Origin of the sequence: Paenibacillus glacialis, assembly GCF_001637205.1 — a bacterium.
GTDB lineage: Bacteria > Bacillota > Bacilli > Paenibacillales > Paenibacillaceae > Paenibacillus_AQ > Paenibacillus_AQ glacialis.
On sequence record NZ_LVJH01000006.1, the window covers coordinates 58184 to 71874 of the forward strand.

12 protein-coding genes and 1 pseudogene are annotated in these 13691 nt (G+C 38.7%); all 13 read right to left on the bottom strand.

What is annotated here, in order from left to right:
* Nucleotides 1-56: 56 nt before the first annotated feature.
* The 13 genes and pseudogenes from PGLA_RS04830 to PGLA_RS04880 all read right to left on the bottom strand — a co-directional run bounded on the left by PGLA_RS04830 (nucleotide 57) and on the right by PGLA_RS04880 (nucleotide 13665).
* Nucleotides 57-2129 carry a serine hydrolase domain-containing protein gene (locus PGLA_RS04830; protein ID WP_068529556.1) on the bottom strand — a complete coding sequence of 691 codons (2073 nt, stop codon included), beginning with the start codon at nucleotides 2127-2129 and terminating at the stop codon, nucleotides 57-59.
* A gap of 44 nt (nucleotides 2130-2173) precedes the next feature.
* Nucleotides 2174-2413: a hypothetical protein gene (locus PGLA_RS04835; RefSeq protein ID WP_068529559.1), complete on the bottom strand. Its 240-nt coding sequence runs from the start codon at nucleotides 2411-2413 to the stop codon at nucleotides 2174-2176.
* A gap of 127 nt (nucleotides 2414-2540) precedes the next feature.
* Nucleotides 2541-2705, bottom strand: coding sequence for a hypothetical protein (locus tag PGLA_RS27875; protein ID WP_161487845.1), 165 nt, complete (start codon nucleotides 2703-2705; stop codon nucleotides 2541-2543).
* A gap of 555 nt (nucleotides 2706-3260) precedes the next feature.
* On the bottom strand, nucleotides 3261-3737 hold the full coding sequence (locus PGLA_RS04840) for a GyrI-like domain-containing protein (protein WP_068529563.1): 477 nt from the start codon (nucleotides 3735-3737) through the stop codon (nucleotides 3261-3263).
* A gap of 42 nt (nucleotides 3738-3779) precedes the next feature.
* The gene (locus PGLA_RS04845) at nucleotides 3780-6170 is read right to left on the bottom strand and encodes a polyprenyl synthetase family protein (protein WP_068529805.1); all 2391 of its coding nucleotides are present in this window, start codon (nucleotides 6168-6170) and stop codon (nucleotides 3780-3782) included.
* A gap of 389 nt (nucleotides 6171-6559) precedes the next feature.
* Nucleotides 6560-6928, bottom strand: coding sequence for a hypothetical protein (locus tag PGLA_RS04850; protein ID WP_068529567.1), 369 nt, complete (start codon nucleotides 6926-6928; stop codon nucleotides 6560-6562).
* Between the two features lie 108 nt (nucleotides 6929-7036).
* Nucleotides 7037-7276 (bottom strand): annotated as a pseudogene (locus tag PGLA_RS04855) (thioredoxin domain-containing protein); the annotation flags it as partial.
* 97 nt (nucleotides 7277-7373) lie between these two features.
* Nucleotides 7374-8411, bottom strand: coding sequence for a phosphoribosylformylglycinamidine cyclo-ligase (gene purM, locus PGLA_RS04860; protein ID WP_068529572.1), 1038 nt, complete (start codon nucleotides 8409-8411; stop codon nucleotides 7374-7376).
* A gap of 56 nt (nucleotides 8412-8467) precedes the next feature.
* Complete coding sequence (locus tag PGLA_RS29660; RefSeq protein WP_084410746.1) at nucleotides 8468-8776, bottom strand: hypothetical protein; 309 nt, start codon at nucleotides 8774-8776, stop codon at nucleotides 8468-8470.
* 274 nt (nucleotides 8777-9050) lie between these two features.
* The gene (locus PGLA_RS04865; protein ID WP_068529574.1) at nucleotides 9051-9341 is read right to left on the bottom strand and encodes an antibiotic biosynthesis monooxygenase family protein; all 291 of its coding nucleotides are present in this window, start codon (nucleotides 9339-9341) and stop codon (nucleotides 9051-9053) included.
* Between the two features lie 136 nt (nucleotides 9342-9477).
* Nucleotides 9478-10509, bottom strand: coding sequence for a nucleoside-diphosphate kinase (locus PGLA_RS04870; protein WP_068529578.1), 1032 nt, complete (start codon nucleotides 10507-10509; stop codon nucleotides 9478-9480).
* Between the two features lie 26 nt (nucleotides 10510-10535).
* On the bottom strand, nucleotides 10536-11618 hold the full coding sequence (locus PGLA_RS04875) for an NAD(P)-binding domain-containing protein (RefSeq protein WP_068529580.1): 1083 nt from the start codon (nucleotides 11616-11618) through the stop codon (nucleotides 10536-10538).
* Between the two features lie 433 nt (nucleotides 11619-12051).
* The gene (locus PGLA_RS04880) at nucleotides 12052-13665 is read right to left on the bottom strand and encodes a discoidin domain-containing protein (RefSeq protein ID WP_068529583.1); all 1614 of its coding nucleotides are present in this window, start codon (nucleotides 13663-13665) and stop codon (nucleotides 12052-12054) included.
* Nucleotides 13666-13691: the final 26 nt, after the last annotated feature.

Consider the following 13691-nt stretch of genomic DNA (forward strand, 5'->3'; position numbering starts at 1 on the left):
TTTTTATAAAATAGCCTAGCCTTTGCTGGAATCAAACCAACAATCTAACGAATGAACTACTTCTTCAATGAAACACTAAATGAAGAGCCAGCCTTTCCAGCAAATACAACCGTTCCGTTCTCAGGGAGAACAACTTCATTATTGCCGCTGATCAAGGAGTAATTCACGCATGTTCCTTTACCATCGTATACTGCAAATGCTCCTTGTTCTGGCATCACAACTGTCATTTTCTTACCAACAACCGCTTTAGGTACGCTATACCATCTGGCGTTGCCATCCGTTTGCACAGTTACCGTAGAATGTTTCCCATTATAGAGTGACAATACTTTATCCTCACTGACAAACAGGCTTCCAGCTGCCTCGAGGTACTCAATACCGTCCTTTATGTAAAAACGATACTCAGAAGTATCTCGGCTTCCCATGGCAGGGATTTGATGCTGGCTCTCTGCGGTATTCGGGCCTGTAATTTTCTTATCCCCTAGATAACCTTCCAGATCTTTGTTACGAGTAATCTGGATTGTCGGCTTAATAATCATGTACATGAGAGAACTGAACTTCTCACTCACAGGGTAATACGTTTTACCTTCTCTCTTTGCCCATATATCTTCCGTCTCTTTAGATAGCGTCTGATTTTCCAGCCTTTCGGCTAAGTACTGAGATAAAGCCAATTGTCCCAACCCCGGAATGGTTACATATTCTCTATTCCACAGGTAGGTGCGTCCATTTTTTTCAGTTACAATACTGACCTTCGAGCTTCCTTCTTGGTTAACAAAAGACCCATCCGATGTATATACATACTTCTGTTCCGGATAATCCGGGACACTAGGCACCGATAATGATAGTTCCCCATCCTTTATAACAACTTTCATTTGTTGATTAATAGTACCATAATAGCCTGAGAACTTTGTGATGTCGTTCGGCATGTCAGCCTTGACCGGCTTACCGAATGATTTCTCCGGTTTAGTGTCTTTGATCGCGCCCTTCTCTTTCATCGCTTGTAGAAGAAGTTCGTTAGCCAGAAGCTCGTTCGTCGAGCTACTACCGCCTGACGATAGAACTGCAGCAGCCATGTTCTGCTCTGGAAGCACTACAAGAGAAGCATGATACAAAATTGTGTCTCCACCCTTGCTGAGGCCCTTAATACTGTAATCATTAAAGGGAAACAACCTTACACTATCCCAACCAAGCCCGAAGTCAAACGAATTATCCGCTTCTTTGGGCCACAATCCCTTTTTGTATTCCTCTTGCTCCATTGCCCGTACCGACTTGTCCGAGAGGATACCTTCCTGCTGTCCTGTAAAGATTTGCGAGAATTGTACCATGTCCTCAGCTGTGGAATAGATTCCGCCCGTTCCAATCACGTTGACAGTTTCATTTGGAAGCTGCTTTTGATACGTTGGATAATAAAGACCAGCAAGTTTACTTGATTCTAATACGTCTTGCGATGTCTTCGTATGCTTCATTTCTAACGGTTCGGTAAAATATTGATGAATGAATGCGGTGAATTTCATACCACTGACTTTTTCTACTAGAATCTCAGCCAGCGTGAATCCATCATTGCAATAAACAGAGAATGCTCCCGGATCAGCTTTCAAACGCTGTGTAGACAATTGCTCCAGTAGATTATCGTGTGCATACGTATCATTATCATTGAACAGAAAAGCATTACCCAGGCTCGACCCTTGAAGCCCTGAAGAATGGTTTAACAGCATACGCGGCGTAATTTGCTTATAACGTTCATCTATCATCTTGAAATCAGTTATGTACTGCACTAAGGGAGTATCTAGGTTGATTTTCCCCGCATCTACCAATTTCATGACGGCAGCGGTCGTAAACACCTTGCTCGTCGATCCGATACCATACATGGTTTCTTTGGTCAGAGGGATCTTCCCTGCCTTGTCGTTTATGCCCGTCTGTCCCGACACTTTAATCTTGCCGTTGTCGATCAATGCGTACTGTACGCTGATCGTACCATACTTTTCGGTTAGCAGCGCCGCTTTCTCAGAAGCGATCTTCGCCAGTACCTGATTTGAAGTTGCAACATTACTGTTAGACGCTAGCGCCGCTGTGGGGGCAAACGGTGTTAGTGCAATAGCAGCGCTCAGCATCCATATCAATCTTTTTTTCATTAAAAAACCTCCTTAATTATCAAACTATGATATATTACGTTTTACTAGATCAAATGGTTCATATTTCCATAAAAAAAGTTCAAATGAATGCTACTCCCTTGTTGTGGAGGGACAGTGATTCGGGTGTCCAAAGATAATGCCGTTCCCAATTCCTTTTGTATATAGGCTAAATCCATTACCTGCTCAATATGATGTACGCTACTCGGAAGTGATGAATCATATATTATTTTCGCTACTGCTGCTGTCACTTTCGCTGAGACGATGGATTGATTCTTTCCCTGCAATAAAAAAGCAACATGATAGGCTTATCCTTCCGCTTGGTTCCTCGGGCTACGCATGGCGACTCCAAACCAAAGTGAAATGTCTTTCTGTCTGTGAAGCTCTGCATCACGACTTGGTGATGATTTTGCTTCACTCGAACCTTGCGCCTAAACTGCTCACCGTCCACTCGATCTCTGCCTTTCCATGTGCATCGCCTAATCCGAGCATAACAGCTATTTCGATCTCTTCGGTCATACACAACTGCCTCTCTGCTTCGCGAGCCAGAAGATTCGTTATACCAGGAGCTAGTCCCACACTTAAGATGGCGCTCGATCCATGTTGTTTAGCCTCTTCCTCTCTACCAATCCCAAAGCGGACCTTTGGATAGAGAAGCTCCGATTATTGGAACAGATCGACAGTAACATATTGCTTAGACCAATCCGGGCTAGCAGGTTAACTCTACGTGAGTAACATATTTTGAATGGGGTAATACGGGGATTATCGATTAAAGAATTGGCTGCGAATCTACATATTCAGCTTACAACGTCCATGATCATTTAAAATCTATTTTCACCAAATCTGGTGTCAATAGCCGTAGAGAGCTTATCTGGCAGTTGCATTCCTGCTTCAGTTAATACCGCTGCTATTGCAGTGAGGATTTGATTGCTCAATTCGATGACACTTACAAAATAAAAAAAGCCTGAAAATTCAGGCTTTTAAACTTCTTTCTTTTTCGTAAACGGGCATGTATGGGTGATTCATCTATCTATATCCTGACAAACAGACTCCATATTCGATCCCCAAATTCCTGTAAGTTCAAGCTAGTATCGAGATATATTCTTGCTTTCGACGTTTGTTGTTGGCTCCGCTCTAAGCCTCCAGTGGTAAATAAATTTCTATAATGCTTTCCTCTTGCTCAAGAGAACCCATATCCGCCCAATACTCGAAATCAAAAGCCCTACAATCACTAATACCCTTATCACGGATTGAATCATAAGTTTCACCGATTAGGGATTCAGGTCCCTTATGAGTAACCTTCACATATTTTCCAGACGGTATCGTATGTTGAACGAACCCCTCGGGTATGAGGCCCAAATTGCTGACTTCTACCGCAACAATACTTACGAACGGAAGATCTGGCGTCCACTCACCGTCCGAGTAAATTTGGACCAAGTAAATTCCGTCATCATCTAATCGATTTGCAATTTCATGACGATTATTAAGGAGTTCTTCGCTTAATCTTCCGACAATTCCAGTTTCTATATCTTGATTTAACGACGCACTTACACTGTAACCAACCAGCTTCGTTTCATTACGTTCTAGTATTTGCATTTCTTCTATTGTCATTTATGAACAACTCCTTATTAATTACTAAAACATAAAAATATTTTAACGGTCTCGATTAATCATATAATTCAATAAATGTTTCAGAAAAACGATATTTCGGGGCATCTCTTTCAATGCTTCCATGGCAAGGCAGTAGTGTTCCCACATTTCTTTCCTGGCACCATCAGGTCCAAGGATGGACACAAAAGTCGAATTGTTGTTTTCAACATCCTTGCCAGTAGGCTTACCGAGTATGAGTAGATCTCCTTCCATATCAAGCAAATCATCTTTAATCTGAAAGGCAATGCCTGCATGATAGGCGTATTTCTTCAAAGCTGCAATTTCCGGCTCTTTAACCTCAGCGAGAATGGCAGGCATAATCAGAGAAGCCTCAAAAGCTATTCCCGTTTTGTAAAAGCACATCATATTCAATTGATCTAATGTCAGTGCTTTGCCTTTCGATTGCAAATCCATCGCTTGACCCATACACATCTCTTCTGTTTTTTCGGCCGAATATTGCATCAAGGCAAGCACAGTTTTGGCATTGTAATGGTCAAGTGAAGATTGTTCTTTAATGGCCCTCAGGATTAGAAACAATCCGGTTAATTCTGCAGTGGCGATATTTTCCACCTGATGTAGGGTTGGGCGCCCTCTACGGGTAGAAGCATTATCCTGAGATGGCAGATCATCAAAGATCAAGGAAGCGGTATGCATATATTCCAATGATCTCAGAAGCGGGGCGATTTCCGAAGCTTGTAGTCCATATTCGTTCACTCCCATTACCCAAGTCAATATAGGCCTGATACGCTTCCCATCCCCTTCGAGACTGTAATTTGCAGCATCAATAAGCGGCTGTTCCATCGTTTTGATCCCGTTATGTTTGGGAATATGCAACATGCTGTTGATCTGCTGGCGGACCGTTTTGATCGTATCATAAAAGTCTTCTTTTTCCGTCCGGCTGTTTTTTAGATTGATAACCATTTGATCCCGGAGCAGTTTATCGAAGAAATCTACATCATCCGCTTTTCGAACCATATGTTGGACGAGACGATTGAATTCCGGATTACCAGAGGCGAATATCTCCATAATCTCATTATATTTTTCAATACCGATGCGTTCTTTACAACGTTTAAGACCGTTGATTGCACGATCTAGTATCACCTCACGAGTCTTGGCATCAGAATGATACACGTTATGGATCAAATGGGAGATGACCGCCCAGTATAATTCAAAGGGATTGATCAGATCCGTTCGCTGAGTATGATATTTTAAATAATAGGTATAAGGTGTTACAGCCTCGTCTTTCATATCGTCAAACATATCCGCAAAATCATCCGCTAGCTGGTTGTAGATGCCATAACAAAATGTTCGATGATCAAAGCCTTCGTCCATGGGAGCACTAATGACGGAACGGACAATCAATCTGGAAGAAGAGGATTTTAAGATGATGGGTAGATACAGCTCTTCGTTGGTGTAATTCGCGTTCGATAGATCCTTTACACGGTCTATATCCTGGGAATGAAAAAACACATAAGACTGCTCGAAAAATATATTCTGTGTTTCCGGTCGCTGATGCCTCTTAATATATTCAAATGCCTCACGGAGCTCCGAGTGTACATAATAGACCAAATCCTTGTTATTTCCCACCCACTCTTCCAATTCTGGTACAGATCCAGTGAGAAGCGCGGTACGTATCATTTGGGAATATTGTTCTTTCTCTTGCTCATTTAAGACTCCTGAATCGAGAAGATCGTCAATAAAAGGATAGGTCAGTCCATAGGAATAACCCAACCTGATGGCTTCATCAAGTCTCCGGGAACGTTCTGCGGGCGATATTCCTTCGTCCATCTCTTCCATCACATGTAGAATAACCCCGATAATGATCTTGATCAGTTTGCGCTGGGCATGCTCCGCATTCATTTCCTTCGGTATATTAGAGGATACATTCTTCAGTTTGCCGATCACCCAGATTACTGCAGTTTCAATGCCTTCCTTCTGGCCCCATCGATACAACCCGTTCAGACTCATGTATTCTGGCTGGTCTCCCCGGTTTGTTGCGGTGGAATGAATCAATTGATTTTTGATGTCGGCAACTAGACGTTTAATCCTGGTCTTCGTGTCAGGAGAATCCATGTCTTTACCTAAATCCCTCATATACATATATGAAACGCTTCGATCCAAGTAATCGTCCAATTTACCTCTATAATTCAGCCATTGGAAATACCTGTGATAATCACGCGAATTTGGCTTTCTCTTTCCCCGCGAAAAAAAAGACAGCCAAGAATGTTGAATATGTTTACTTTTCCATAATTGAAAATCTTCCGTTAGGGCAGGCACATAAGACTTATCCATGACCTGTTTATAAAGTGACGCAAAATACTGAGTAGCCTTTTCCTCAGCTAACCGATACCATGTATCAACATGATCTGTAAATTCCTCATTCATACGTTGCATTACCTCAACTTCTATTTTTGTTATATCAGTATCCATTAGAGGAGAAAGATATTCTCCATGAACGAAAAACTGATTTGAATTTATGCTGTAACTATTTCGTGAAATCATGTTCGTATCTTATACGGAAAAGAATCATTTTGGTTACAAAATCGTTAGTTCCTAACTCTTCATCATATATTAACGTAACGTTCTAAGTAACTCCCTGAGTGAGTCAACGCGTATCGATTTAATTGTGAATTTCATAAAGCTTCACTTCGTTGAACTTTTAAAGAATAAAAAGTCCACGATTGTCAATTATCGACAATCGTGGACTTTTTGAGATCTCACACTACAACTCGTACCTCGACCATGGTGAGTATCGTTACTAGAGAAATCATTGATGTTTCAATTCAGAATCCGACACTAGTTATCGTTATGCTTGAAAGTGAGCCTCCGTAGGAATATCTGACCACGTAAGTGTCTTGTGATAATCCATTGATACTAAAGTTAAAGTTAATGTTAGCTGTGCGGGGGCCTTCACTAATAGTACGTGAGCCACGGGTAACATACTGTTCTGTACCGTTTACTACACGATAGACATCTGCAAATATGGCACCAGAACTGCTGGTTTTAACATATAAATATCCGGAAATTTTCAGTTCCCCTTGACCAGTCACGGTATCTATACGACTTATTGCAGTATTAGCGCTCGCAGTAGTAGAGAATATGATGAGCATAATAGCAGTTAGCATTAGAATCGTTAACTTCTTCACTTTCATTACATCCATCCTTTCACATGAGAGACTAATAGAAGGAGGTCTATAGAGATGTGAATGCTGGCCAGCGTTCTATTGTATGTGTATAAGACCTTCTATCACCCACTATTTCCAAAATGCTTCGGGATCTTGATCAAAAACCGATTCAACGGCTAGCGAAGCTAATTCGGATTCTTCCCCGTGAAATAACACATTGATGTATGCAAATTTGACCTTACTGGTATCTACATACTCCTTCATCAATTGAGGATACAGGTGTTCGCTCCACGCTTTACAAGAAGGGCATTTATAATCACCGAATTCAATCAATGTGACTGGTGCATTGTCATCACCTAATGTAGGTTGATTAAGAAGCGAAGGTATTCATTGAGCCACGATTCCAAATCCTGATGAGGAGCGCTATTAAGCGACTCCTAGACTCCTAGAAAAGGTATGCCAAACTGCAGCATTAGTATTTTAAATTATTGATAAATTCCACACACTGCTCTCCATCTACAATCTCACCGATAATACAAGCATCACAACCAGTTGACTTTAAATGTTCTATAATTTGAGACGCGTTTTCTGGACTGGAGACAAGTGTAATTCCAACTCCCATATTAAATGTCTTTAGCATTTCCTCATCATCGACATTCCCATATCTTTTTAATATTTCAAAAATAGGGTGAGTCTTGATTTTATCTAAGTCAATTCTCGCATCTATTCCTGAAGGGAGTATACGATTAAGATTTCCTTGAATCCCTCCACCTGTAATGTGAGCTAGTCCATGAATGATGTCCTTTGGAAACAACTCTTTTAAGTTTTGATAGTAACAACGATGTGGAGTTAAAATCGCATCTAAAAACGACTCGCCCTGAACTTTTTCTTCTAATATATGAGGATATCTGTCCATTAACGTTCGTACCAAGGTATATCCGTTTGTATGTAATCCATTTGATGCAAGAGCAATTACCACATCACCTACAACAATCTTTGAACCATCTATGATCTTATGTTTATCTACAACCCCAAGAATACTAGCATTTAGCATATAACTTCCCTCTGATAACACCTTCGGTTGCTCAGAAGTTTCTCCACCAATAAGTACACAATCTTGTGCACGACAAGCATTCGAGATTGCCTCTACTACCTCAACCACGATATCTTTCTGAATCTTGCCACACAGTATAATATCCAAGACAGCTTCTGGTTTTGCTCCCATTACAATAATGTCATTTACTAGATGATTGATTAAGTCGTAGCATATATTACCGACTTTATTGTGTTGGAAGGACAAAAGCTGTTTTGAGCCCGGTTCTTCTGCCTTCAGTACAAGTACTGGATTGTCAATTCCTTCAAATTTAGCTTCAAATAATGCTGCAAATGCCCCTGATTTATTTATAACTCGCGAATCAGTCGTTTCCAAACTTTTTTGCATATCCTTCTTTGTTGCATCAGCGTTATCAATATCCACTCCAACCATTGCATAGGAAAGCTTCTCATTCATTGTAAAATACCTCCATTAATAGAATTTATAATCTAATTTTGTGTCTATATTATACGCTAAATCACAAGGATAAAAACAACGACCTTAGATAGATGTAACACACTCTCTTCTTTTAAATTATAAAGTTGAAGAGTTTGCCCCGTTTCTACACAATCCACACAACAATCAAAAATTGTGGGAACAAACCCTTCAGTTGACCCATTAACATGTTGAAAATTTACGTCACTTCGACCTATGGATTGAAAATATTGCATGGCAGTATTCGGGAATTCTGTTACACAGGTAATAGAACCTTTTTTCGATAAGACCGGTCTGTTCTTTACACTTAGAAGACTAATTCTTGTATCACAATCTCTCTCTTTCAACTAAAGGCATAGCTATACTCGTACGAATAAGCCAAAATATCTTTCATCGTTACTAGTTCGAAGTTGCCATTACTGGAGTGGTTAACAATATCCTACGAATCATTAAAGAATCCAGCAGTAAAAGAGCCCCCAACATATACTAAATCGCATGACTTCACATTTAACTCGGACAGTATGAGAGAAACATCAACATCAAGTTCAAACATGAGTCAATATTACCCCCTTGATGTTCATCCAATGATTGGTGGTTATAGGCTTTTCCATATATATAGAATCAAACTTTCTGACTTTGATCCATCCACCATCCATATTCGATATTAAATTCAGAATCATCCTCTTTTTCCCAAACCGATATTGAAAAGTTCTCTCCGGTAGGCTTTACGAATAAAAAGACACCAATAAATCCCGGTTGCTGTCTCACCAATGGTAGAATAGAGTGTGAAACACTTACAGCCTCTTTAATCAATGAGGGCTTATACACCCCTGTCACCTTTCGACCAAATACTTTTCCTTCCGTTTGTCTCTCCAAATGGGCCGTTTTTACAGAAAACAACTCTTGATTCATAGTCACTTCCTCAGAGTCTTGTATGGTTACGTATCGATCTATACTCTCATCACTAATTAAATAGCGTTAACAATAGAGAGACAACCTTGGAATCATCATACTCATTTGACACAATCGCAAACATAATATCCCCCTTTTATTTAATGTAATAACCATTCAATTGCATCATATGAAATACAAATGAAGTTTCCATCACTAATGCTTCCCAATCATCCATTACGACTAAATTCCGTCTCAAGTGTTCTCTAAATTCCATGAAATCAACTCGTTCATATTCTCGATAATTAGCTAATGTTTTGAGAACTTCAACCAGTAGATCTCGATCATTAGCATATCGGCGGAAATTAGAATCTGAGAAATTCGTTTTAAAATTGTCTTGGTTGACAATGGATAGTAACAAGTCTAGTTCTTGATCTAGAAGAGGATGAATCTGTTCGGACTCCTTTACATAAGGTAATTTCTGCGATGTAATCTGATACATTCGTTGACAGATATCATTCAATTCTTCGAATGGCAATTCCAACCATTCACAATCTAGTAAATTTGATAGAATGCGCATTTGCAATATAGTCATGATATGAAAAAAGGCTCCCGTACGTTTCGTCTTAGAGTGCCATCGATTAACAGTTTGATCTATAAATACATGTGGTGCTGGTTTCTTTCCAGATAAGACATCAGGAATATGCTGAAGTGATTGAGATAGCTCTTCACGCTTGAAAAAGATTCTAGATTCACGAAGAGATTGTAGATGGTCATCCGAAGAGTGTATCGTACAAAGGACAACATTCATCGATTGGTATTTATATCGTAAGTGATGCGGTTGAGTCATTGCTGGATTAGATGATCCTTTTAGACTTTCTAGATAAAGTGCTAAATCCTCGAATTCATCCGGGAGTTTCCCCCCCAAGAGAAGTAGAAGGGCAGGTGAAATCCTATACATTTCACGTGTCATCCACCATAGTGGACGCATTTGATTATCAAGCATACGATGCTGAGTGTAACGGTAAACTTCTTCCATCTGTCTTTCATTAACAAATTGATATTTAAAACCAATAACGAATAATCCTGAACTAGCTAAATCATCTAAAATATCTTTTTCGAAACCACGTTCAATAGCATCAGGTCGGATAATAGCGAAAGCTACGTGTTTCATATTTGCACGGTTCATCTACTGACAACTCACTCATAAGACAATCAATAGTTGGATACATGTAACGCAGTCTCCTTTTCAACAATCGAATTAGTAATAGCCAATGTTGCATATTGTGTATAGTGCAGTATCGAATCAACGATTCCTCTCGGGCCAAGTTGTGCAAAGTGTCCAGAGAAATAAATATTCGAATTCCCCTGAAAGCTATAATCATTATTTAAGTGTGGCAATCCCTCAGAAACCTGATTATTCCAAATTTCCGTTGTGGTAAAAGGAAGTTCCCGTGCATTAGGTTTAAATCCGGTTGCACATATCACCTTATCGAATAGTTCAGAACGACCGTTATTGAAAGTGACTTCTACTTGTTCACAATCATTGTTCTGAACGATACGGCAGCTCATTACATTAGTTCGTGTTAAATACTCAATTCGATTATTCGTAGTCTGTGAGACCTCTATCGCCTCCTCAAATTCCTTTAAACTTCTCGGGGTGACCCAGGGGCCTTCAAGCGTTATCTTTCTTAATACGGAAAGTCTCTCATCAATCGACAGACCTCTATTAATATCCCATTTGTTTGGGTTTATATAATCATCTGGATAGGGTAAGTAATTGGCCCTTAATCCATCTTTTCTTACTACAACGGTTATATTTACGCCCAACTCCCACATTCTGCAGGCTATATCCGGTGTAGCATGACCCCCTCCTACCAGTAATATTTTCTTTCCATTAAGTTTGTTAAACAACCCATGTCCAATGGAATGTTGACATAAATTTGGTGGTAAAGAATAAGTCCATTCGGGGAATACCTTATGATTAACTGGACCCGTTGAAATAATCAGGTATTTCGCTCTTATAGAGTAATTACTGGTTGTTAATAGAAACCCCTGTGGGTCGATATCAATCATTTGAACTTTTTCTCCTAATAGAACCCTCGCATTTACTGCCTCAGCGGACATTCGATAGTAATCTTGCAATACTTCTTTAGGCAAATTGTCCTTACTCAACATATCATCCGACATCAAGGGGTGTTGTTGAGTAAATGATTGTAGATTCCATGGGATATCTGCTTCTTGTAGCGATCGTATCGGGATAATAAATTCCTGTCCTCGTCGGTGAGCTACCCGCATATTGAAAATCCCAGTTACTTACAACCGCTCAAGATTCAACACCAATAAACTTATTTGGAAATGTACGCTGGAGTTGAATTAATGTAGATATTCCCTTAGGTCCTCCCCCCACGACTACACCTAACATTTCAAGTTTTTTCATTTATTGAACCTCCATATTACGAGATACCATATTCATCTGATACGTTAATTCTACGATCTCAAATTCAGCAAACTTTGCCACTCAAAAACTTACGTTTCTAATCATGTGAGAAGAAAATAATGATGAGAAGGCGACTTTCATTGGGTAAGGAATGAAAGTCGCCTATAATATTATTTGGTTATTTATGACTTGCTTAAAACAAATAACCATGTATCTGGCATTGTTTATAGAGTCATAAATAAACAAGTGGACATGATGTTTCTTCGCAAGCACGAGCATCTGTGGAATTACTTAAATCTTCAGACTAAGAGATTCATAATTTATAACCGATAATTCCCATATTGAATATCCGTAGATCCCATCCCTTTTCAAACAATTCACTTTCACATATCTAGTTGTTTCTTTCAAATCACTAATTATATAAATTCCACCTTGTCCATTCTGAACATGTTGAACTAATGTCCAATTTTCAGAATCTATTGAAATCATAATTTGATACTCAGCTGCATATGCATATTCCCAATGAATTCTAATTTCATTGATCTCTTTCACACTACCCAAGTCAACATATATCCATTGCTGGTCATTATACTCGCTACTCCAACGTGTTAATGGATTATCGTCTACAACACGTTTTCCACAGAAGTCATCATTCTCAGAAGATGAAGTAAAAACAGGTTTGAAAGTAGATAATTTACCGTAATTTTGTAATTTTATTGTTGCAATTTCAATACTCGTTTCTTCACTACTACTCCCGAATTTGTTTCTCGATTTTATAGTGATCTTATAGTTCATATCAGCACTTAAATTTCCAATAATATAATTATTTGACGTACAACTATCAACAAGCAAATCATCAACGATGATATCATACTCTATCAATCCCTCTTCATATTCGCTTTCATCCCATGTAATCCAAATACTTGAATCAGTAATATGAAGTGCCGTTATATTTTCGGGTCTCTTTAATGTATTTAAAGATACTTCTCTCTTCTCACCAGTTTGAATTTCATGTTGAATTTGCTTCAAAAAATCAATTTCCAGATGTTTAATTTTTTGAAATTTTTCTTGTAAAGTTTCAACATTTAATTTAGAAGGGTTAATAGCTAGTTTCATGAAATTATTTTTTATACTCTCTGCCATTTTTGATATTTGCTGAGCTCCATATATAGCTCCTTCAGAGTAATTATTCGACTGCATAAATACAGATGTTAGAAGTCTGGAGAGGGAGATAACACCAAAAATATGCATAGATTGATTAATGAGTTTTATTACACCTTTTTCTTCCATATCATCAAATATGAAATCATACATAGAAAAGTCATCGTTACATTTATTCATTTTTTCTTGAAATTGAGAATCTATAGTTCGGATAATATCTTCATGTACAACCAAAGAATTCAATTTATAAGATGTGATCACTCTTTTATCCTTAGGCGCACTATCGAAAGCTTGTTCTAGTATTTCTGATTCATAATCTCTCTCGAAGGGATAGTCCATAATTTTAAATGTATCCTCAATACAAGAAGTCAATGTTAAAGAATGAACACCTTCAGGATCACTTTCATTCAATTGCATGTGGGGAATATATTTGTTTTTAGTCCAAACATATACTTCTTGCTTGTTATCTAACATCTCAATAATATCTGATTTCGCCGATTTAAAATCGTTATAGCATTTACTTTCTTCCTCTATCCCTAGTAATTCATTGTTAACTTCAATCTCCCAATAGTATCCCCATGCATTTTTTCCTTCAATTACAATTTGTTTATACACAGTTGTCGGGGCTTCATAGGCATTATTAAATAGTAAATAAGTTGGAAATCTATAATCGAGCCCTCGTAAAACCTGTGATTTTCTGCAGCCCATAAAATTATAAAACAATAATTTAGAGAAAATTTCCATATATATCCCCTATTCTATTCGTTTTT

Excerpts from the sequence above, each read along its gene's own strand:
- PGLA_RS04870 (WP_068529578.1), bottom strand. The coding sequence starts at position 10,509 with ATGAACCGTGCAAATATGAAACACGTAGCTTTCGCTATTATCCGACCT.
- PGLA_RS04865 (WP_068529574.1), bottom strand. The coding sequence starts at position 9,341 with ATGAATCAAGAGTTGTTTTCTGTAAAAACGGCCCATTTGGAGAGACAA.
- PGLA_RS04830 (WP_068529556.1), bottom strand. The coding sequence starts at position 2,129 with ATGAAAAAAAGATTGATATGGATGCTGAGCGCTGCTATTGCACTAACA.
- PGLA_RS04875 (WP_068529580.1), bottom strand. The coding sequence starts at position 11,618 with ATGCGGGTAGCTCACCGACGAGGACAGGAATTTATTATCCCGATACGA.
- PGLA_RS04845 (WP_068529805.1), bottom strand. The coding sequence starts at position 6,170 with ATGCAACGTATGAATGAGGAATTTACAGATCATGTTGATACATGGTAT.
- purM (WP_068529572.1), bottom strand. The coding sequence starts at position 8,411 with ATGAATGAGAAGCTTTCCTATGCAATGGTTGGAGTGGATATTGATAAC.
- PGLA_RS04850 (WP_068529567.1), bottom strand. The coding sequence starts at position 6,928 with ATGAAAGTGAAGAAGTTAACGATTCTAATGCTAACTGCTATTATGCTC.
- PGLA_RS04880 (WP_068529583.1), bottom strand. The coding sequence starts at position 13,665 with ATGGAAATTTTCTCTAAATTATTGTTTTATAATTTTATGGGCTGCAGA.
- PGLA_RS04840 (WP_068529563.1), bottom strand. The coding sequence starts at position 3,737 with ATGACAATAGAAGAAATGCAAATACTAGAACGTAATGAAACGAAGCTG.